19 protein-coding genes are annotated in these 20,532 nt (G+C 73.5%); 14 read left to right on the plus strand and 5 right to left on the minus strand.

Annotated features, from left to right (window positions below; all coding sequences use genetic code 11):
• Positions 1 to 147: 147 nt before the first annotated feature.
• Genes DZA62_RS19930 through DZA62_RS19940 form a run of 3 tightly spaced genes read right to left on the minus strand, consistent with a single transcriptional unit; the run spans position 148 to position 3,910 of the window.
• Positions 148 to 1,557 (minus strand): YlbE family protein, encoded by a 1,410-nt coding sequence (locus DZA62_RS19930; RefSeq protein WP_116950673.1) that lies wholly within the window; start codon positions 1,555 to 1,557, stop codon positions 148 to 150.
• The gene (locus tag DZA62_RS19935) at positions 1,554 to 2,987 is read right to left on the minus strand and encodes an FdrA family protein (RefSeq protein WP_116950879.1); all 1,434 of its coding nucleotides are present in this window, start codon (positions 2,985 to 2,987) and stop codon (positions 1,554 to 1,556) included. Before DZA62_RS19935 ends, DZA62_RS19930 begins: the two co-directional genes overlap by 4 nt.
• A gap of 50 nt (positions 2,988 to 3,037) precedes the next feature.
• Positions 3,038 to 3,910, minus strand: coding sequence for an oxamate carbamoyltransferase subunit AllH family protein (locus DZA62_RS19940; protein ID WP_116950674.1), 873 nt, complete (start codon positions 3,908 to 3,910; stop codon positions 3,038 to 3,040).
• 76 nt (positions 3,911 to 3,986) lie between these two features.
• On the opposite strand from DZA62_RS19940, the gene DZA62_RS19945 reads away from it, so the two are divergent.
• Positions 3,987 to 5,699 carry a PucR family transcriptional regulator gene (locus DZA62_RS19945; protein ID WP_116950675.1) on the plus strand — a complete coding sequence of 571 codons (1,713 nt, stop codon included), beginning with the start codon at positions 3,987 to 3,989 and terminating at the stop codon, positions 5,697 to 5,699.
• On the opposite strand, the gene DZA62_RS19950 is transcribed toward DZA62_RS19945, so the two are convergent.
• The gene (locus tag DZA62_RS19950) at positions 5,692 to 6,648 is read right to left on the minus strand and encodes an RNA polymerase subunit sigma-70 (RefSeq protein WP_198663992.1); all 957 of its coding nucleotides are present in this window, start codon (positions 6,646 to 6,648) and stop codon (positions 5,692 to 5,694) included. The genes DZA62_RS19945 and DZA62_RS19950 overlap by 8 nt on opposite strands.
• An 82-nt stretch (positions 6,649 to 6,730) precedes the next feature.
• Between DZA62_RS19950 and DZA62_RS19955 the strand changes: the two genes are divergently transcribed.
• Both DZA62_RS19955 and DZA62_RS19960 read left to right on the plus strand, forming a co-directional pair.
• Complete coding sequence (locus DZA62_RS19955; protein ID WP_116950676.1) at positions 6,731 to 7,123, plus strand: nuclear transport factor 2 family protein; 393 nt, start codon at positions 6,731 to 6,733, stop codon at positions 7,121 to 7,123.
• The gene (locus DZA62_RS19960; protein WP_116950677.1) at positions 7,101 to 7,529 is read left to right on the plus strand and encodes a TIGR03618 family F420-dependent PPOX class oxidoreductase; all 429 of its coding nucleotides are present in this window, start codon (positions 7,101 to 7,103) and stop codon (positions 7,527 to 7,529) included. Before DZA62_RS19955 ends, DZA62_RS19960 begins: the two co-directional genes overlap by 23 nt.
• Positions 7,530 to 7,660: 131 nt before the next feature.
• On the opposite strand, the gene DZA62_RS19965 is transcribed toward DZA62_RS19960, so the two are convergent.
• Positions 7,661 to 8,230: a GNAT family N-acetyltransferase gene (locus DZA62_RS19965; RefSeq protein ID WP_116950678.1), complete on the minus strand. Its 570-nt coding sequence runs from the start codon at positions 8,228 to 8,230 to the stop codon at positions 7,661 to 7,663.
• A 281-nt stretch (positions 8,231 to 8,511) separates the two neighbouring features.
• Here DZA62_RS19965 and pyrR point away from each other — a divergent pair, with 281 nt between their 5' ends.
• From pyrR to coaBC, 11 genes are all read left to right on the plus strand, one after another.
• Positions 8,512 to 9,096, plus strand: coding sequence for a bifunctional pyr operon transcriptional regulator/uracil phosphoribosyltransferase PyrR (gene pyrR, locus DZA62_RS19970; protein WP_116950679.1), 585 nt, complete (start codon positions 8,512 to 8,514; stop codon positions 9,094 to 9,096).
• Positions 9,093 to 10,043 carry an aspartate carbamoyltransferase catalytic subunit gene (locus DZA62_RS19975; RefSeq protein ID WP_116950680.1) on the plus strand — a complete coding sequence of 317 codons (951 nt, stop codon included), beginning with the start codon at positions 9,093 to 9,095 and terminating at the stop codon, positions 10,041 to 10,043. Before pyrR ends, DZA62_RS19975 begins: the two co-directional genes overlap by 4 nt.
• Positions 10,040 to 11,350, plus strand: coding sequence for a dihydroorotase (locus DZA62_RS19980; RefSeq protein WP_116950681.1), 1,311 nt, complete (start codon positions 10,040 to 10,042; stop codon positions 11,348 to 11,350). The genes DZA62_RS19975 and DZA62_RS19980 overlap by 4 nt, the downstream gene beginning before the upstream one ends.
• Positions 11,347 to 12,492 (plus strand): glutamine-hydrolyzing carbamoyl-phosphate synthase small subunit, encoded by a 1,146-nt coding sequence (gene carA, locus DZA62_RS19985; RefSeq protein WP_116950682.1) that lies wholly within the window; start codon positions 11,347 to 11,349, stop codon positions 12,490 to 12,492. The genes DZA62_RS19980 and carA overlap by 4 nt, the downstream gene beginning before the upstream one ends.
• Positions 12,492 to 15,779 carry a carbamoyl-phosphate synthase large subunit gene (gene carB, locus DZA62_RS19990; protein ID WP_116950683.1) on the plus strand — a complete coding sequence of 1,096 codons (3,288 nt, stop codon included), beginning with the start codon at positions 12,492 to 12,494 and terminating at the stop codon, positions 15,777 to 15,779. The genes carA and carB overlap by 1 nt, the downstream gene beginning before the upstream one ends.
• Positions 15,776 to 16,849, plus strand: coding sequence for a quinone-dependent dihydroorotate dehydrogenase (locus tag DZA62_RS19995; RefSeq protein WP_116950684.1), 1,074 nt, complete (start codon positions 15,776 to 15,778; stop codon positions 16,847 to 16,849). The genes carB and DZA62_RS19995 overlap by 4 nt, the downstream gene beginning before the upstream one ends.
• Before the next feature lie 100 nt (positions 16,850 to 16,949).
• The gene (gene pyrF / locus DZA62_RS20000) at positions 16,950 to 17,816 is read left to right on the plus strand and encodes an orotidine-5'-phosphate decarboxylase (protein ID WP_116950685.1); all 867 of its coding nucleotides are present in this window, start codon (positions 16,950 to 16,952) and stop codon (positions 17,814 to 17,816) included.
• A 185-nt stretch (positions 17,817 to 18,001) separates the two neighbouring features.
• A complete protein-coding gene (gene mihF / locus DZA62_RS20005) occupies positions 18,002 to 18,316 on the plus strand; it encodes an integration host factor, actinobacterial type (protein WP_053202389.1) in 315 nt (104 codons plus the stop codon).
• Positions 18,313 to 18,915 carry a guanylate kinase gene (gmk, locus tag DZA62_RS20010; protein ID WP_232827541.1) on the plus strand — a complete coding sequence of 201 codons (603 nt, stop codon included), beginning with the start codon at positions 18,313 to 18,315 and terminating at the stop codon, positions 18,913 to 18,915. The genes mihF and gmk overlap by 4 nt, the downstream gene beginning before the upstream one ends.
• A 2-nt stretch (positions 18,916 to 18,917) precedes the next feature.
• The gene (gene rpoZ, locus DZA62_RS20015; RefSeq protein WP_269813908.1) at positions 18,918 to 19,247 is read left to right on the plus strand and encodes a DNA-directed RNA polymerase subunit omega; all 330 of its coding nucleotides are present in this window, start codon (positions 18,918 to 18,920) and stop codon (positions 19,245 to 19,247) included.
• 16 nt (positions 19,248 to 19,263) lie between these two features.
• Entirely contained in the window at positions 19,264 to 20,469 is a 1,206-nt protein-coding gene (gene coaBC / locus DZA62_RS20020; RefSeq protein ID WP_116950687.1) for a bifunctional phosphopantothenoylcysteine decarboxylase/phosphopantothenate--cysteine ligase CoaBC, read from the plus strand.
• Positions 20,470 to 20,532 lie beyond the last annotated feature (63 nt).

Below are 20,532 nucleotides of genomic sequence, written 5' to 3' on the forward strand. Positions count from 1 at the left end.
ACCGCTTCGGCAGGCATGCATGCCTGGTGAGGCGTGAACTCGCCTATGCCGAGCCCGGTAAGCGGTTGCCGGCCACTCCACCAGGCGTCCTACCGGATCACCAGGAATGCGTGCCTCGCAGAGCGTGAGCACCCCTGCTGAACGTGATCATTCCAAGGCGGGTGGGGGAGCGGTGGCGGCCAGGGCGGAGAGGGCCGACGTGAAGCACTCCATGGGCGGCTGGACGAGGCCGGCGCCGACCTGGCCGGTGCCGGCGATCCGGCCGGCGATGCCGGTGTTGATCTGCGGCAGCACCCCGGTGCGGGTCACCAGCGTGACGTCGATGCCGGTCGGCGCGCCGCGGAACTCCAGGATCGGGATGGCGTACGCCGGGTTCTCGCCGACGGTGATCTCGTACATGAGGCGGCTGGTCGCCAGCGCGTCCGGCACCGAGCCGCCGACGAACCGGACGATCGCCGGGGCGGCCGCCATCGCGAACCCGCCGAGCCCCATGGTCTCGGTGATCGCGGAGTCGCCGATGTCGGGGTTGGCGTCGTCGGGGCCGTACGCACCCAGGTAGAGCCCGGCCGGCGTGTTGGCGGGCGCGGTGAACCACTGCCGCCCGGTCCCGGACACCTGGATCCCGAAGTCGGTGCCGTTGCGGGCCATCGTGGTGACGACGGAGCAGCCGGGCAGGTCCGCGGCGGCGGCCGTCTGCAGCTTGCCGGCCGGCATGACCAGGTTCAGGAAGAAGTGGTCGTTGCCGCCGACGAACTCCGCCACGGCCGCCACCTGCGCCGACGGCGCGCCGCTGTCGACCAGCGAGGGCAGCAGGTCGCGCAGGAGCATGAGCGTGCCGGCCCGGTTGCGGTTGTGGCCCTCGTCGCCCATCTGGACCATCTGCGCGACGATCCCCTTGACGTCCACCCGCCCGCGCCGGCGGACGGCGGCCTGCAGCAGCGGCCCGAGCACGGACGACATCCAGCGCAGCCGGTCGATGACGGGCGGGCCGTAGGCGCCGTAGCGCAGCACCGTCCCGAGGCCCTCGTTCAGCGAGCACCACGCGGTGCGTCCGCCGGCGTCGTCGACCAGCTCGAACAGCCACATCGACGGCGACACGACGCCGGCCATCGGCCCGACGCCGCCGCGGTCGTGACACGGCGCCCATTCGACGCCGTCGCCCGAGGCCAGCAGCGCCTCGGCCGCGGACGGCGTCGCCGCCAGGCCCTCGAACAGCGCCGCCCCGATCAGCGCGCCGCGCAGCGGCCCGGACGCCCGCTCCCACGTGATCGGCGGCCCGGCGTGCAGGAACTGTCCTGGCTGCAGTCCGAGCACCTCACCGGCCGGCCGGACGTCGACCAGGTCGGCGCCCGCGGCCAGCATCGCGGCCAGCGCCTGCTCGTTCGCCGCCGGTCGTCGCGGGTCGGCCAGCACCCGGGCGAGATCGTCCTCCGTCCCGGCCACCGGCGGCCGCCAGTCGACCGTCGTCACCGGCACCGCCTGCGCGGCCAGTGCGGCCGCGAACAGGTCGACGCCGGCACTGACGACGCGCGGCTCGTCGCGCAGCAGGTCGCTCACTCCGGACCCCCGTCGACCAGGGCGATCGCGGCTCGCGCCGCCGCCGCGTCGGACAGATGCACTGACGCGCCCGACTCGCGCAGCGCCCGCGCCTGATCCTCCAGCCCTTGCGGGTCGTCGGCCGTGCCGACCAGCGCGACGACGACGGCGAGGTCGCGGCCGCGCGCACCGGCGACGTTGCGGGCCCGGACGATCGCCGGCGCCAGCTCCGCGGCCGGGTCCGGGTGCGCGCCGTGTCCCAGGACGACGTCGAGCAGGACGACGCCGCAGGACGGGTCGCGGGCCTCGGCCAGCAGCCGTTCGATGCGCAGCGAGTTGTCGATCATCGGATGCGGCCGGCCGCGGGTCAGCGTGTCGTCGCCGAAGTCGATGAACGTGTGTCCTTCGGCCTCCAGTCCGGGTCCGAGCGCCCACGCCGGCTCCAGTGCGATGTTCGACCGCACCGGCCCGAACGCGGCGCTGACCAGCAGCATGGCCTCGTCGCAGAGGGTGCCGCCGGCGTAGAGGCCGCGGATGTAGGGGTACCGGCCGGTCGCGGGGGCCGTCGACGGCCACGACCGCGGCGGCTGCCACTCAGCGCCGGCCGTGGTGACGACGGTCTCGGCGACGTCGGTGAGGTCGGGCAGGCCGGGCCCGAGCAGCGCGAGGACGACCGGTTTGCCGAGCTTCTCGGCCCGCTCCCGGACGGCGTCGGCCACCTCCGGCGCGGGCGGCTTGCTGACGACGACCACCACCTCGGTGGCGTCGTCGTCGGCCAGCAGGTCCAGCGCCGCAAGGGTCGACGCGCCGCCCACCGCGGCGGACAGGTCGCGGCCGCCGACGCCGAGGCAGTGGCTGATGCCGACGCCCGCGCCGTCGAGCAGGCTGAGCAGTTGCTGCGCGCCCGTGCCGGACGCCGCGACGACGCCGACCGGCCCCGGCCGCACGACGTTGGCGAACCCGAAGCCGACGCCGCCGACCACCGCGGTCCCGCAGTCGGGCCCCATGACCAGCAGGCCGCGGTCGCCGGCCTCCTGCTTGAGCCGGACCTCCTGCTCGACCGGCACGTTGTCGGAGAACACGACGACGTGCAGACCGTGCTGCAGCGCGTCCATCGCGTCGGCGAACGCGTACCGGCCCGGGGTGGAGACGAACGCGACGGTGCCGCCGTCGCGACGGGCGGCGGAGCCGACGGTGCGCGGGGCCGCCGCGGCGCCGAAGCCTCCGCCGCTGTCGGATGGACGGGCCGCCAGCGCGGTCTCGACCCGGGCCAGCGCCCGGCCGAGTGCGGCGTCGTCGTCCGCCGTCACGCCGATGACCAGGTCGTTCGGGCTGGCGGCGGGGACCTCGAAGCCCATGCCGCCGAGCAGGTCGAGGTTCAGCTCGGTGGCCATGGCGACCAGCGCGCCCTCGACCCCGTCCTCGCCCTGGACCGCCTGGCTGACCTGCATCAACGTCACGGAGTCGTGATAGGCGCCGGCACGCACCTCGACGTGCCGGATCACCGAGCGGCCCCCGCGAGTGCGGCGAGCGCGACGCGGGCGCCCAGGCGCAGCGCCGCGCCGGACGTGTGCCCGACGGCGAGCAGCTTGCGCTCGGCCCCGCCGGCGTCGCCGCGGGTGGCGCCGAGCGCGGCGAGGTACGTGGTGAGCTGCGGAACCGCCAGCCCGCGGGCGGCGTAGGGGAGTAGTCCGGCGGAGACGGCGGTCGTGCGGCGCAGCGGGTCGGCGGCCTCGACGGCGGCGGCCAGCCGCGCGGCGGCACGTGGTCCCACGGCGGCGCCGACCACCAGCGCGCCGGCCAGGACGTCGTCGCCGGCCGGGGTGAGGCCGGGGCCCAGCCCCAGCAACCCGGCGACGGCGTCGGCGATCTCGTCGTCGTCGCCGCACAGCAGCGCCAGCCCGAGCCGTCCCGCGGCCGCGACGACCGAGCCGTCCAGCCCGGGACTGTCCTCCTGCCCGGCGGTGCGCCGACGGGCCAGCGCGACGTCGCCGATGACGGCCGGCCGCATCCTCCACCAGCGTCCGACGGTGACGACCGCGCCGTCGGCGTCGTCGCCGATGCGCAGTTCGCCCTCGCCCACCAGTGCGCGCTGGCCGGGCCGCAGCCCGGACACCGGCCACGGCGTGACGACGGCGCACGGCAGGCGCACGGCGGCCGGGCCGGTGAGGCACAGGAGCACCGGCCCGGTGCCGTGGTCGACCAGGACGGCGGTCATCGTGCGGGTGGCGGCCACGACCTCCCCGGCGAGCCGTGGACCTCCCACGAGAGCGGCGACGGCGGTGCTGGCAGCGCCCGGCAGGACCTGCCGGGACACGTCACCCGGCCATGGCCGGGTGGCCCGGACCCCGGTCGGGACCGTCGGTGCCGGCACTCGCGACCTCCGTTCCGTCCAAGATCACCTGAACTGGGACTGCCACGAACGTAGCCGGGACCGCTACGGTCATCGCATGGGCAAACTTGCCAACGATCCGGCCCCGGGTTCGCCGGAGTTGCCAGCGGCCGGTGGCAAGTGGCCGCCCCGCGCGGTGGCGGGGCTGACGGTGCGCAAGGCGATGGAGATCCCGTCGCTGGCGGGCGCGCGGCTGCTCGCGGGGGAGGACGGCCTGGACCGCGTCGTCCAGCGCGCCAACATCATGGAGGTGCCCGACATCCTGCCGTGGGTCAAGCCGCACGAGCTGCTGCTCACGACCGGTTACCCGCTGCGCAACACGCCGCAGGGCCTGCCCGGGTTGGTCGCCGAGCTGGACGCCCGCGGCCTGGCCGCGCTCGGCGTCAAGCTGCATCGCTACCTCGACGCGCTGCCCGAGGAGATGATCCACGAGGCGGACCGCCTCGGCCTGCCGCTCTTGCTGCTGCCCGACGCCGTCGGGTTCGACGACATCCTCAACCAGGTGCTCACCGGCGTGCTGAACAAGCAGGCGGCGGCGCTGGAGCGGTCGTGGGAGGTGCACCACGCGCTGCTGTCGGTGGTGCTCGACGGCGGCGGGCTGACCGAGCTGGTCACGAAGACGTCCGCGGTCCTCGGCGTGCCGGTCATGGTGACGACGGCCGACGGCCGGGTGCTCGCCGAGGGCGGCAACGTCGACGACTTCTCGTCGTGGCGGCACACGCCGTGCTTCGACACGTCCGGCCGGTTCCGCACCGAGTACGAGCCGGGCGGCGTCCACTCCCACGTCGACGTGCCCGGCTGGCACGCCGTCGTGTCGATCGTCGCCGGGCGGGTCGACCACGGGCGCATCGTCGCCTTCGCCCGGCACCGCGCGCTGGACGACGCCGACGTCAACGTGCTGGAACGGGCCGCGACGGTGGCCGCTCTGGCGGTGAACAAGCAGCTCGCCGTCACCGCCGTCGAGAGCAAGTACCGCGGCGACTTCCTGCGCGACGTGCTGTCCGGGCGGGCCGGCGACCGCGAGCGCATCGTGGCGCACTGCGAGTCCCTCGGCTGGGACGTCGGCCGCGACCTCGTCGTCGTCGTGGCCGAGCTCGACCCGGAGGCCGGGCCGGCCGCGTCGTCGGGGCTGCAGCTGCGGCCGGTGCAGGAGCGGTTCACCGTCGCCTGGCAGTCGGTCGTGGGGCGGCGCGACCCGCGCGCCGCCGTCGTCGGGTTCGCGCAGGAGGTCGTCGCGCTGCTGCCCGTGGGCGCCCGCCCCGACCCCGAGTCCGCTGTCCGCGACGTCGTCCGCCAGGTCTCCGGCGACGGCGGCGGCGGGCGCCGTTCGTTCTCCACCGGCGTCAGCCGCATCGTCGACGACCCCTCGCGCCTCCCGGTGGGGTACGAGCAGGCCCGGCGCGCCGTCGACGTCGGGCGGCAGATGAACGGCCGCGGCTCGCTCGCCCATTTCGACAGCCTCGGCTCGTTCCGCCTGCTCAGCCAGATCGAGGACCGCGAGGAGCTGCGCGGCTTCGTGCGCGAGACCCTGCACGGCCTCGCGGCCGAGGACGACCCCGAGATGGAGGACCTGCGGCACACCCTGAAGGTGCTGCTCGACACCAACCTCAACGTCGCCGAGGCCGCGCGGCAGCTGCACTTCCACTACAACACGCTGCGCTACCGCATCAGCAAGCTGGAGCGCATGCTCGGCCCGTTCACCACCGACCCCGAGCTGCGGCTCGACCTCGCGCTGGCGCTCAAGGTGCTGCAGATGCGCGGCCTCAGCTGAGCTCTCCCGGCAGCTCGAACCAGGGGTAGAGCGTGTCGTCCATGAAGCGGGTGACGCCGGCGACGTGGTCGCCGTCGAGGGTGAGGACGACGAGACCGGCGGGCGCCGCGTCGAGGTAGAGGCCGAACGCGGGCTGGCCGTTCGCCCGCGTCGCCAGCCGCGTGTACCGGCGGCCGGCCCGCCAGCCGGCGCTGGCCCGGAGGAACCCGGCGACGGCCGCCGCCCCGAGGTACTGGTGCGGCGCCGGCGGCATCGCCAGCCAGGCGTCGTCGGTGAGCAGGGCGATCACGGCCTCGACATCGTCGGCGACGAACGCCGCGGCGAACCGCTCGGTGAGGTCGCGTTCGGCGGGAGAGTCCGCGGCCGGCGGCGCGCCCCGGCCGGACGCCGTCGTCCGCAGCGTCGACCGGGCCCGTTGCAGCGTCCCCTTCACCGCCGTCGCCGACGTGTCCAGCAGCCGCGCCGCCTCCGCGAGTGGGAAGCCGAGCACGTCGCACAGCACCAGGGCGGCGCTCTGCCTGGGCGGCAGCAGCTGCAGCGCCTCGACGAAGGCCAGCTCGACCTGTTCGCGCAGCAGAAGGGCGGGCTCGGGGAGCAGTGCGTCGGGGAACGGCTGCACCCAGGGGGTCTCGTGGTGCCGGGTCGGCTCCGGAGCGTCGAACGGCGGCACCGGGGCGAGGGGCGGCCGTCGCCCGGCGTCGCGGATCGCGTTCAGGCAGCGGTGCGTCGCGATGCGGTACAGCCAGCCCCGCAGCGACGCCCGTCCCTCGAACTCCGGCAGCCCGCGCCAGGCCGCGAGCAGCGTCTCCTGCACCGCGTCCTCGGCGTCGGGCAGCCGGCCGAGCAGCCGATAGCAGTGCAGCCGCAGCTCCCGCCGGAACGGCTCGACGAGCTCGGCGAACGCGTCGGGGTCGCCGGCCCGGGCCCGGGTCAGGAGCGCCGAGGTCACCGACGCATCGTCGCACGACCGTTCCGTCGCGCGCGGCGCCGGTGTCTGCACTCGTGAAGGACTCATCGAGAAGGGAACGATCATGACTCGTGCCGCCCTGGACGTCGCGCTCGCCTACCACCACGCGTGGGCCGGCGGCGACCTGGAGGCCGCGCTGCGCCACGTCGCCGACGACGTCGTCTGCGAGGCCCCGCCCGGCCGCCTGGAGGGGATCGCCGCCTACCGGGCGTTCCTGGAGCCGTACGTGACGCAGCTGGTCAGCGCCACGTTGATCGCCGCGTTCGGCGACGACGACACCGCCCTCGTCATGTACGACTCGGTCACCCAGCTGGTCGCCCGGGCGCCGGGCGCCGAATGCGTCCGTGTCGCCGACGGCCGCATCGTCCACAGCTGGTTCGTCTTCGACCGCGCGCCGTTCATGGCGGCCCGAGCGGCCGTGGTTGGATCGGGGGATGCCGAAGGCACCCCTTCCTGACGACGTCAGCGCGTTCCTCGCCCGGCCCAACCCGGCCGTCATGGCGACCATCGGGCCGGGCGGCCCGGTCTCCGTCGCGACCTGGTACCTGTGGGAGGACGGGCGCGTCCTGGTCAACCTCGACGAGTCGCGCAAGCGGCTGGAGCACCTGGCGGCCGACCCGCGGGTCAGCCTCACCGCGCTCGCCGACGGCGACTGGTACACGCATGTCAGCCTCCAGGGCCGCGTCGTCGACGTGCACGACGACGTCGACCTGGCCGACATCGACCGGCTCGCGCGGCACTACACGGGCGGGCCGTACCGCCGGCGCGACCGGGGCCGCGTCAGCGTCTGGATCGAGGTCGACCGCTGGCACGGCTGGGGCCGCATGGAGAACACCGACGTCGACCACCACCGCCGCGCCTAAGGCATCTCCCGGGCCCGTGGCCTACCGCGCGACGCCCCAGGCGGCGCCTCGCGGCGTTCTCGTCAGTCGTCAGAGCACCCCGCTATGACTCCTTCCTCGGCCTTGCGAGGCATCCACCCGAACGCCGCTCGCTACGGCCGAGGCTCGGGAGGCACGCCCTGGACCTGGCGCAGGCCGACGGCGTCGTGGCGCCAGAAGATCTCCGAGTACACGAGGGTGCCGGTCATCCACGGCTCGTGCCGGCCGAGCAGCCGCACCTGGAACGCGGCCTCGGGGATGCGCAGCGACGGCCTGCGGAAGCCGAGCGGCTCGCCGGGCCGGAACCCGAACCGCGGGTAGTAGCCCGGCGAGCCCTCGAGGAACACCGCGGGCGCCCCCTGCTCGTCGGCCAGTTCGAGGCCGCGGGCGACGAGCGCCGTGCCGACGCCGCTCCGCTGGTGCGCGGGGAGCACCCCGACCGGGCTCAGCACCAGCACGTCGACCAGCCGCTCCGGCGCGTCGAGGACACTGCGCGTGAACAGCACGTGCCCGACGACCTGGTCGCCCTCGGCGGCGACCAGGGACAGGCCGCTGGTGGGGGAGAGCAGGCCGCGCAGGTCGCGCGTGAGACCGGCCACGTGCTCGCCGTCGTCGCCGAACGCCCGCCGATGGACCTCCTCGACGGCGGCGTGGTCGGCGGGTCGCTCCGGGCGCAGCTCCATGACCGTCACCGTAGGCGGCGCGGCCGGCCGGTCGCACGGCGTTTTCGCCCGGTGAGTTCACCCCGCTCTGTCACGAGCGAGCTCGTCGCCTACGACCACCGGCGGGCCGATGCCGCCAGGGCCGCAGGGCTGCGCGTCGTCGCGCCGGTCGGCCGCGACGACATGTGACGGGGCCGACAGCGCGCCGCCCGCGGTTCCGTCCGAGCCCGCTGATATTCTCGCAACCGACCGACGTCCTTTAAGTCCCGTCCCGTGAGGCGGGGAAGGAGGTCCTGCGAAGCATGTCTCGCGACCTTTCCGGCGCGCGCGAAGTGCTCGACGGCGACGATGTCGCCCGGGCGCTCACGCGTATCGCCCACGAGGTGGTGGAGCGCAACAAGGGCGCCGCCGACCTCGTCCTCCTCGGCATCCCGAAACGCGGCGTCCCGCTCGCGTACCGGCTCGCCGAACGCATCTCCGCGGTCGAAGGCACCGAGGTCCCGGTCGGGGCCCTCGACGTCACGATGTACCGCGACGATCTGCGGCTGCGCCCGGCCCGAGCGCTCGAGCGCACCGACATCCCGAACGGCGGGGTCGACGACCGCATCGTGGTCCTGGTCGACGACGTGTTGTTCTCGGGACGGACCATCCGGGCGGCGCTGACGGCGCTGGAGGACGTCGGGCGGCCGCGCGCCGTCCGGCTGGTCGTCCTCGTCGACCGCGGGCACCGCCAGCTGCCGATCCGCGCCGACCACGTCGGCAAGAACATCCCGACCTCGCTGGCCGAGAGCGTGAAGGTCCGGCTCGCCGAGATCGACGGCCACGACGGCGTCGTCCTCGGCAGGTCGGCGCCGGAGGCCGAGGCGGAGCGGGAGGCCACGCCATGATCCGTCACCTGCTGTCCGCCGGCGACCTCTCGCTCGACGACGCGACGCTGGTGCTCGACACCGCGGACGAGATGGCCCGGCTGACCGAGGGCCGCGCCGTGAAGAAGCTGCCGACGCTGCGCGGGCGCACCGTGGTCAACCTGTTCTTCGAGGACTCCACCCGCACCCGCACGTCCTTCGAGCTGGCGGCGAAGCGGCTGTCCGCCGACGTCGTCAACTTCTCGGCGAAGGGGTCGAGCCTGTCCAAGGGCGAGAGCCTCAAGGACACCGCACTGACGCTCGAGGCCATGGGCGCCGACGGCGTCGTCGTCCGGCATTCCGCCAGCGGCGCGCCCTACCGGCTGGCGACGTCGGGCTGGATCAACGCCTGCGTCGTCAACGCCGGCGACGGCACGCACGAGCACCCGACCCAGGCGCTGCTCGACGCGTTCACCATGCGCCGCCACCTCGGCGACCTGGCCGGCAAGCAGATCGTCATCGTCGGCGACGTGCTGCACAGCCGGGTGGCCCGCAGCAACGTCCTGCTGCTGGCGACGCTCGGGGCCGAGGTCACGCTGGTCGCCCCGCCGACGCTGCTGCCGAACGGCATCGAGCACTGGCCCTGCGCCACGAGCTACGACCTCGACGACGCGCTGAGCGGGGCCGACGCGGTCATGATGCTCCGCGTCCAGAGCGAGCGCATGAACGCCGCGTTCTTCCCGTCGGCCCGCGAGTACAGCCGCCGCTACGGCCTCGACGCCCGCCGGCAGGCGCTGATGCCGCCCGAGGCGCTCGTGCTGCACCCCGGCCCGATGAACCGCGGCATGGAGATCACCGCCGAAGTCGCCGACAGCGCCCGCTCGGTCATCGTCGAGCAGGTCACGAACGGCGTCTACGTCCGCATGGCGGTCCTGTACCTGATGCTGGCCGGCACGAACACCGGCCCGACCCCTGAGGAGGCGGCATGAGCGGCACCCTGATCACCGGCGCGCGCGTCCTCGGCGGCGACCCGCAGGACGTGCTGATCGACGACGGCGTCATCGTCGCGCTCGGCGCCGGCGCGCGGGAGCAGGCCGGCGACGACGCCACGACCATCGATGCCACCGGGCTGATCGCGCTGCCCGGCCTGGTCGACCTCCACACCCACCTGCGCGAACCCGGCCGCGAGGATGCCGAGACGGTCGAGACCGGCACGAGGGCCGCGGCCAGGGGCGGGTTCACCGCGGTCCACGCCATGGCCAACACCGACCCGGTCGCCGACACCGCGGGCGTCGTCGAGCAGGTGTGGCGGCTGGGCCGCGAGGCCGGTCACGCCGACGTCCGCCCGGTCGGCGCCGTCACGATCGGCCTGAAGGGCGAGCGGCTGGCGGAGCTCGGCGCCATGGCCGAGTCGGCCGCCGGCGTGCGGGTCTTCTCCGACGACGGCGTCTGCGTGCACGACGCGATGCTGATGCGCCGGGCGCTCGAGTACGTGAAGGCGTTCGACGGCGTCATCGCGCAGCACGCGCAGGAGCCGCGGCTCACCGAGGGCGCGCAGATGAACGAGGGCGAGCTGTCCGGACGCCTCGGGCTGCGCGGCTGGCCGAGCGTCGCCGAGGAGGCCATCGTCGCGCGCGACGTGCTGCTGGCGGCGCACGTCGGCTCGCGGGTGCACATCTGCCACCTGTCGACGAAGGGCTCGGTCGAGATCGTCCGGCTGGCGAAGGAACGCGGCCTGCCGGTGACGGCCGAGGTGACGCCGCACCACCTGCTGCTCACCGACGAGCTGGTGGCCGGCTACGACCCGCGCTACAAGGTCAACCCGCCGCTGCGCTCGGCCGCCGACGTCGCCGCGCTGCGCGAGGCGCTGGCCGACGGCACCATCGACATCGTCGCCACCGACCACGCGCCGCACCCGGTCGAGGCGAAGGACTGCGAGTGGGACGCCGCGGCGTTCGGCATGCTCGGGCTCGAGACCGCGCTGTCGGTCGTCCAGCACACCATGGTCGACACCGGGCTGCTCGACTGGGCCGGCGTCGCCGACCGCATGTCGTTCGCGCCGGCCCGCATCGGCCGCTGCGACACCGGCGACCAGCCGCACGGCCGGCCCGTCGCCGTCGGCGAACCGGCCAACCTCACCCTCGTCGACGCGAGCACCACCACCACGGTCGACCCGTCGGCATCGGCGTCGCTGTCGCGGAACACGCCGTACGAGGGGATGAAACTGCCGGGCACCGTCGTCGCGACGTTCCTGCGCGGCCGGCCCACGCACCACACGACAGGGGGAACCGCATGACGACGAGCGCACCGGCGCTGCTCGTGCTGGAGGACGGCCGCACGTTCCGCGGCCGCTCGTACGGCGCGTCCGGCGAGACGTTCGGCGAGGCCGTCTTCTCGACCGGCATGACCGGCTACCAGGAGACGCTGACCGACCCGTCCTACCACCGCCAGGTCGTGGTGCAGACGGCGCCGCACATCGGCAACACCGGGGTCAACGACGACGACCCCGAGTCCGGCCGCATCTGGGTCGCCGGCTACGTCGTCCGCGACCCCGCCCGCCGCGCGTCCTCCTGGCGCAGCGTGCGCAGCCTCGACGAAGAGCTGGCCGCCCAGGGCGTCGTCGGCATCAGCGGCATCGACACCCGCGCGCTCACCCGTCACCTGCGCGAACGCGGCGCCATGCGGGTCGGCATCTCCACGGTCGAGACCGACGCCGACGCGCTGCGCCGGCGGGTCCTCGACAGCCCGGAGATGCTCGGCGCCGACCTCGCCGCCGAGGTCAGCACGCAGGAGCCCTACGTGGTGCCGGCCGACGGCGAGCGCCGGTTCACCGTCGTCGCGCTCGACCTGGGCATCAAGACGATGACGCCGCGGCGCATGGCCGAGCGCGGCATCGAGGTGCACGTGCTCCCGGCCACGGCGACCATCGACGACGTGCTGGCCCGCGATCCGGACGGGCTGTTCCTGTCCAACGGCCCGGGCGACCCGGCGACCGCCGACGGCCCCATGCACGTGGTGCGGCAGGCGCTCGAACGCGGCCTGCCGTTCTTCGGCATCTGCTTCGGCAACCAGGTGTTCGGCCGTGCGCTGGGCTTCGGCACCTACAAGCTCGGCTACGGCCACCGCGGCATCAACCAGCCGGTCCAGGACCGCACCACGGGCAAGGTCGAGGTGACGGCGCACAACCACGGCTTCGCGGTCGACGCGCCGCTGGATCGCGCGACGGACACGCCGTACGGACGCGCCGAGGTCAGCCACGTCTGCCTCAACGACGACGTCGTCGAGGGCCTGGCCCTGCGCGACGAGAACGGCCGGCTCAAGGGCTTCTCCGTCCAGTACCACCCCGAGGCCGCCGCCGGCCCGCACGACGCCGCCTACCTGTTCGACCGGTTCACCGAGGTCATGTCGGCGGCGCCGCAGACCCAGAAGGAGGCCTGATGCCCAGGCGCACGGACATCGACAGCGTCCTGGTCATCGGCTCCGGCCCGATCGTCATCGGTCAGGCCTGCGAGTTCGACTACTCCGGGACGCAGGCCTGCCGCGTGCTGCGCGCCGAGGGCCTGCGGGTCATCCTGGTCAACAGCAACCCGGCGACGATCATGACCGACCCCGACATCGCCGACGCCACCTACGTCGAGCCCATCACGCCGGAGTTCGTCGAGAAGGTCATCGCGCTGGAGCGGCCCGACGCGCTGCTGGCCACGCTGGGCGGGCAGACGGCGCTGAACACGGCGGTCGCGCTGCACGAGCGCGGCGTGCTCGAGCGGTTCGGGGTCGAGCTGATCGGCGCGTCCATCGACGCCATCGAGCGGGGCGAGAACCGCGAGTCGTTCAAGAAGATCGTCGAGGAGGTCGGCGGCGAGACCGCCAGCTCGGAGATCTGCCACTCGATGGACGACTGCCTGGCCGCGGCCGGCAAGCTCGGCTACCCGGTCGTCATCCGGCCGTCGTTCACCATGGGCGGCGCCGGCTCGGGCATGGCGTTCGACGAGGACGACCTGCGCCGCATCGCCGGCGCCGGCCTCGACGCCTCGCCGACCACCGAGGTGCTCCTCGAGGAGTCCATCCTCGGCTGGAAGGAGTATGAACTCGAGGTCATGCGCGACGGCGCCGACAACGTCGTGATCGTGTGCTCGATCGAGAACGTCGACCCCATGGGCGTGCACACCGGCGACTCCGTCACCGTCGCGCCGGCGCTGACCCTGACCGACCGCGAGTACCAGGTCATGCGCGACCAAGCCATCGCGATCATCCGGGCGGTCGGTGTCGACACCGGCGGCTGCAACATCCAGTTCGCGGTGAACCCCGACGACGGCCGGCTCATCGTCATCGAGATGAACCCGCGGGTCTCCCGCTCCAGCGCGCTGGCCAGCAAGGCGACCGGCTTCCCGATCGCGAAGATCGCCGCGAAGGTGGCGCTCGGCTACACGCTGGACGAGATCCCGAACGACATCACGGGGGAGACCCCGGCGTCCTTCGAGCCGACGCTCGACTACGTCGTGGTGAAGGCGCCGCGGTTCGCGTTCGAGAAGTTCCCGGCCGCCGACTCCACGCTGACCACGCACATGAAGAGCGTCGGCGAGGCCATGGCCATCGGCCGCAACTTCACCGAGGCGCTGCAGAAGGCGCTGCGGTCGCTGGAGAAGTCCGACGGCGCGCTGGACTTCGCGTCCGAGCCGGGCGACAAGGACGAGCTGACCGACCGGGTCCGGCGCCCCTACGACGGCCGCCTGCGCGACGTGCTCGACGCGCTGCGGGCCGGGGCGAGCGTCGACGAGCTGTATGCGGCCACCCGCATCGACCCCTGGTTCCTCGACCAGCTGCTGCTGCTCACCGAGGTCGCCGACGACGTCCGCAGGGCCCCGCAGCTCACGCCCGACGTGCTGCGCGAGGCGAAGCGGCACGGCTTCTCCGACGCCCAGCTGGCAGCGTTGCGGGGCACGTCGGCCGAGGTCGTCCGGGGGGTCCGGCACGCGCTGGGCATCCGGCCCGTGTTCAAGACGGTCGACACCTGCGCCGCCGAGTTCGCGGCCAAGACCCCGTACCACTACTCGTCCTACGACGAAGAGACCGAGGTCAGCCCGCGCGAGCGCGCCGCGGTGATCATCCTGGGGAGCGGCCCCAACCGCATCGGCCAGGGCATCGAGTTCGACTACTCCTGCGTGCACGCGGCGATGGCGCTGCACGAGGCCGGCTACGAGACCGTCATGGTCAACTGCAACCCGGAGACGGTCTCGACCGACTACGACACGTCCGACCGGCTCTACTTCGAGCCGCTGACGCTCGAGGACGTGCTCGAGGTCGTGCACGCCGAGCGGCAGGCCGGCCCGGTCGCCGGGGTCATCGTCCAGCTGGGCGGGCAGACGCCGCTCGGGCTGGCGGCCGCGCTGGCCGAGGCCGGTGTCCCGATCGTCGGCACGTCGCCGAAGGCCATCGACCTCGCCGAGGACCGCGGCTCGTTCGGGCGGGTGCTCGGCGAGGCCGGGCTGCCGGCGCCCAAGCACGGCACCGCGAGCTCGTTCGACGAGGCCCGCGAGATCGCGCACACCATCGGTTACCCGGTGCTCGTGCGGCCGTCGTACGTGCTCGGCGGGCGCGGCATGGAGATCGTCTACGACGACGCCACGCTGGCCGATTACATCGGCCGGGCCACCCAGGCCAGCCCGGAGCACCCGGTGCTGGTCGACCGCTTCCTCGACGACGCGGTCGAGATCGACGTCGACGCGCTGTTCGACGGCGACGAGCTGTACCTGGGCGGGGTCATGGAGCACATCGAGGAGGCCGGCATCCACTCCGGCGACTCCGCGTGCGCGCTGCCGCCCATCACGCTCGGCCGCGACGAGTTGACCCGCATCAAGGCCTCCACCGAGGCCATCGCCCGCGGCGTCGGCGTGCGCGGGCTGCTGAACGTGCAGTACGCGCTGGCCGGCGACGTCCTCTACGTGCTGGAAGCCAACCCGCGGGCGTCGCGGACGGTGCCGTTCGTCTCCAAGGCCACCGGCGTGCCGTTGGCCAAGGCGGCCGCCCGGGTCATGCTCGGCAGCACGATCCAGCAACTGCGCGACGAGGCCCTGCTGCCCGCCGGCGGCGACGCCGTCGACCTTCCCGCCGACGCCCCGGTCGCGGTGAAGGAGGCGGTCATGCCGTTCAACCGCTTCCGCACGCCCGACGGCCGCTCCGTCGACACGCTGCTCGGCCCGGAGATGCGCTCCACCGGCGAGGTCATGGGCATCGACGAGCAGTTCGGCACCGCGTTCGCCAAGTCCCAATCGGCCGCGTTCGGCGCGCTGCCGACGTCGGGCACGGTGTTCGTCTCCCTGGCCAACCGCGACAAGCGGCACATGATCTTCCCGGTCAAGCGGCTGGCCGACCTCGGCTTCACCATCCTGGCCACCGCCGGGACGGCCGAGGTGCTGCGTCGCAACGGGGTGACGGCCGAGGTCGTGCGCAAGCGCTGGGTCGGCCACGAGCCCGACGGCACGCCGACGATCATCGGCCGCATCCTCGCCGGCGACGTCGACCTCATCATCAACACGCCGAGCGGGACGACCACGGGCGGCAGCCCGCGCGCCGACGGCTACGAGATCCGCCGCGCCGCCATCCAGGGCAACATCCCCTGCATCACCACCACGCAGGGGCTGGCCGCGGTGGTGCAGGGCATCGAGTCGCTGCGTGCCGAGTCGGTCGGTGTCCGGTCGCTGCAGTCCTGGGCGCGCCGGTCGTGACGGCGTACGACCTGCTGTTCCGGCGGGTGCTGTCGAGGCTCGACGCCGAGACGGCACACAGGGGGGCGTTCGCCGCCATGCGGCTGGCGGCCCGGGTGCCGGGGCTGGCGGCGTACGGACGGCGCCGGCTCGGCCCGCCGGCCGGGTCGCCCGCGGCCGTCGAGGCGTTCGGGCTGCACTTCCCGGGCCCGCTGGGGCTGGCCGCCGGGTTCGACAAGAACGCCGTCGGCATCGACGCCCTGGCGGCGCTCGGCTTCGGGTTCGTCGAGGTCGGGACGGTCACCGGGCGGCCGCAGCCGGGCAACCCGAAACCGCGCCTGCACCGCCTGGTCGCCGACCGCGCCGTCGTCAACCGCATGGGCTTCAACAACGACGGCGCGGCCGTGGTGGCCGCCCGGCTGGCCCGGCGACGCCGCCGTCGCGGCGCGCTGCCGGTCGTCGTCGGCGTCAACATCGGCAAGTCCAAGGTGGTGCCGGAGGCCCGCGCCGTCGGCGACTACGAGGCCAGCACCAGGCTGCTCGCCCCGTATGCCGACTACCTGGTGGTCAACGTCAGCTCGCCGAACACCCCCGGCCTGCGCGACCTGCAGGCCGTCGAGCTGCTCCGGCCATTGCTCAGCGCCGTGCGCACGCAGGCCGACGCCGTCACGACCCGCCGGGTGCCGCTGCTGGTGAAGATCGCGCCCGACCTCGGCGACGACGACGTCCTGGCGGTCGCGAAGCTCGCCCTCGAACTGGAGCTCGACGGCATCATCGCGACCAACACCACCATCGGCCGCGACGGCCTGCGCTCCACGCCGCTGGCGGTCGAGCGGGCCGGGGCCGGCGGGCTGTCCGGCGGGCCGCTCGCCGACCGGTCGCTGGAGGTGCTGCGGCTGCTCCGCGGCGCCGTCGGCGACCGGCTCACGCTGGTCGCCGCCGGTGGCATCACGACCGCCGAGGACGCGCACGATCGGCTGCGGGCCGGCGCGACGCTGGTTCAGGCGTACACCGCGTTCATCTACGGCGGGCCGTTCTGGCCGGCGCGCGTGCAGCGCGAGTTGGCTCACCTGATCGAGGAGGCCCCGTGACCCCCCAGACCGAAGTTGATCTTGGAGTTGTTCGGCAATCGTGGGGTGAAATGTCCGATAGATGGCCGAACAACTCCAAGATCAACCGGAGGGGGGCAGCATGACCGCGCCAGAGTCGTTCGGGCGGCGGCTGCACGCCGCGATGCGGGACCGCGGGCAGTTCTGCGCGGGCATCGACCCGCACCCGGGCCTGCTCAGCGCCTGGGGGCTGGCCGACGACGCCGCCGGGCTGGAGCGGTTCGCCCGCACGGCCGTCGAGGCGCTCGGCGAGACGGTCGCGCTGCTCAAGCCGCAGTCGGCGTTCTTCGAGCGGCACGGGTCGCGCGGCGTCGCCGTGCTGGAGCGGGTCATCGCCGACGCGAGGGCCGCGGGTGCGCTGGTGCTGCTGGACGTCAAGCGCGGCGACATCGGCTCGACCATGCAGGCCTACGCCGACGCCTACTGCGACCCCGCGTCGCCGCTGTGCGCCGACGCGGTCACCGTCTCGCCGTACCTGGGCTTCGAGTCGCTGCGCCCGGTGCTCGACACCGCCGCAGTCCACGGCAACGGCGTCTTCGTGCTGGCGCTGACGTCCAACCCGGAGGGCCCGGAGGTCCAGCACGCGACGACCACCGGCGGGCGCACCGTCGCCGGGACCATGCTCGAGCACGTCCGTGCCGCCAACGCCGCCGCGCTGGCCGCGGGCGATCCGCTGGGCAGCGTCGGCGTCGTCGTCGGCGCCACGACCGGCGCGTCCGGTGAGCAGCTCGCCGTCGGGGGGCCGCTACTGGCGCCGGGCATCGGGGCTCAGGGGGCCACCGTCGCGGACCTCGCGACGGTCTTCGGGACCGCTTTGCCGCAGGTCGTGCCGTCGGCGTCGCGCGAGGTGCTGTCCGCCGGACCGGACCCCGCGGCGCTGCGCGCGGCCGCCGTCCGGACCATCGAGGACGTCCGTGACCTGCTGTTTCGTGCCTCCACCGGGGCATGACCAGTCCAGATCCGCGGACTTCCAGCGCGACACGCGGGGGACCTCGTACCGTGGATTCATCCGGACAGGTACGGTGGATTGCGTTGCTGACCTGGTGCTTCACTCGCTAGGTTCCTGAAACAAGGCCATCGGAAGCGGTGGTCGGACCCACATCCACACAACGACACAACAGAGGTGACCCGCTCGTGGCGCTCCCTAATCTGACTCCCGAACAGCGCGCGGCCGCTCTCGAGAAGGCTGCCGAAGCTCGCCGGGAGCGTGCGGAGGTCAAGAACCGCCTGAAGAATGCCGGAGCACGCCTTGGCGACGTGCTCAAGGAAGGCGCGAACAATGAGGTCATCGGCAAGATGAAGGTTTCTGCCCTCCTCGAGTCGATGCCCGGCGTTGGCAAGGTCCGCGCCAAGCAGATCATGGAGGAGATCGGCATCGCCGAGACCCGTCGCGTGCGCGGTCTGGGCGCCAACCAGTCGGCGGCGCTGATCGAGCGTTTCGGCGGTTGAGCCTGCACACGTCCCATCCGCTGTCGGCCCCGCGGGTCATCGTCCTGTCGGGGCCGACGGCGGTCGGAAAGACGACCGTCGTCAAGAAGCTGCGCGCCGCCCATCCGGAGTTGTGGATCTCGGTGTCCACGACGACCCGGCCGCCGCGGCCGCGAGAGGTCGACGGCGAGCATTACCACTTCGTCGACGACGCCACGTTCGACAAGATGATCGAGCAGGGCGAGTTCCTCGAGTGGGCCGTGGTGCACAAGCGGGCGAAGTACGGCACGCCGCGCACTCCGGTCGAGCGTGCGCTCGCGGGCGGCAACTCGGTGTTGCTGGAGATCGACCTGCAGGGTGCCCGCCAGGTCAGGGAGACCATCCCCGACGCGCTGTTCGTGTTCCTCGCACCACCGAGCTGGGACGAGTTGGTCCGCCGGCTCATCGGCCGGGGCACCGAGACGGAGGCCGAGCGCGAGCGCCGGTTGACCACCGCCCGCGAGGAACTGGCCTCGGAGGCCGAGTTCGACGTCACGCTCGTGAACACCGACGTCGAGACGGTTTGCGAAGAGTTGGTAACCTTGATGCGTACACCCCACTTGACAAGCCCGGAGGCATGAGCGTGGCCGGAACCCAAGGCGTTGCCGAGGGCATCACCTTCCCACCCATCGACGACCTGCTGGCCAAGACCGACTCCAAGTACGGCCTGGTCATCTACGCGGCCAAGCGGGCGCGGCAGATCAACGCCTACTACTCGCAGCTGGGCGAGGGCCTGCTCGAGTACGTCGGGCCGCTCGTCGAGACGCACGTGCAGGAGAAGCCGCTGTCCATCGCGCTGCGCGAGATCGACGCGGGCCTGCTCACGGCCGAGCACATCGACCCCAACGACATCGACGCCGAGGAGCCGGTCGCGCCGGTCGCCAAGGCGGAGCCCGCGTCCGAGCAGAGCTGACGGCCGGTCCCGGCTGATGGCCGAGATCGTTCTCGGGGTCGGGGGCGGCATCGCCGCCTACAAGGTCGCCGACGTCCTGCGCCGGCTCACCGAGTCCGGCCACGGCGTCACCGTCGTACCCACCAGGTCGGCCCTCCGTTTCGTCGGGGAGCCGACCTGGGCGGCGTTGTCGGGTCGTCCGGTGCGCACCGAGGTCTTCGACGACGTCCACGAGGTGCCGCACGTACGCATCGGCCGGCACGCCGACCTCGTGCTGGTCGCGCCGGCCACGGCCGACCTCATGGCCAAGGCCGCCGCGGGGCTGGCCGACGACCTGCTGACGTCGACGCTGCTCACCGCGCGTGGTCCGGTGGTGTTCGTGCCGGCCATGCACACCGAGATGTGGGAGCACCCGGCCACGGTCGCCAACGTCGAGACGCTGCGCCGGCGCGGCGCCCTGGTCGTCGAGCCCGCGGTCGGGCGGCTGACCGGAGCCGACACCGGCAAGGGCCGGCTGCCCGAGCCGGCCGACATCTTCGCCTACGTCTCCGACGTGCTGACCCGCGGCGACGCCGGCCCGGACCTCGCCGGCCGGCACGTCGTCGTGTCCGCCGGCGGCACCCGCGAGCACCTCGACCCGGTCCGGTTCCTGGGCAATCGCTCGTCCGGCCGGCAGGGCTACGCGCTGGCCCGCGCCGCGGCCGCCCGCGGCGCCCGGGTCACTCTGGTGGCGGCGAACGTGGCGCTGCCCGATCCCGCAGGCGTCGACCTCGTGCGGGTCGGCTCCGCGGCGCAGCTGTACGACGCCATGGTCGAGGCCTCGGCCGGCGCCGACGCGGTCGTCATGGCCGCCGCCGTCGCCGACTTCCGCCCGGCCGCGTACACCGGCACCAAGATCAAGAAGTCCGCCGACGGGACGTCGCCGGTCATCGAGCTGGAACGCACCTCCGACATCCTGGCCCATCTGGCCGCGCACCGGCCGAGCCCGAAGCAGGTCGTCGTCGGGTTCGCCGCCGAGACCGGCGACGCGTCCGGCAGCGTGCTCGACCACGGCCGGGCCAAGCTGGCCGCGAAGGGCTGCGACCTCCTGGTCGTCAACGAGGTGGGCGCCGATCGCGGGTTCGAGACCGAGGACAACGCGGCGGTCGTGCTGGGCGCCGACGGCAGCTCCGTCACCGTCGAGAGCGGCCCGAAGTCCGCGCTCGCGCACGTCGTCTGGGACCTCGTCCGCGCCCGGCTCTGACCAGCAGGTGAACCACCTGCGTCTCAGGATGCGGGTGAAAACTGTCCACTACGTGGACGTTCC

The organism is Jiangella endophytica, assembly GCF_003427025.1.
Classification (GTDB): domain Bacteria; phylum Actinomycetota; class Actinomycetes; order Jiangellales; family Jiangellaceae; genus Jiangella; species Jiangella endophytica.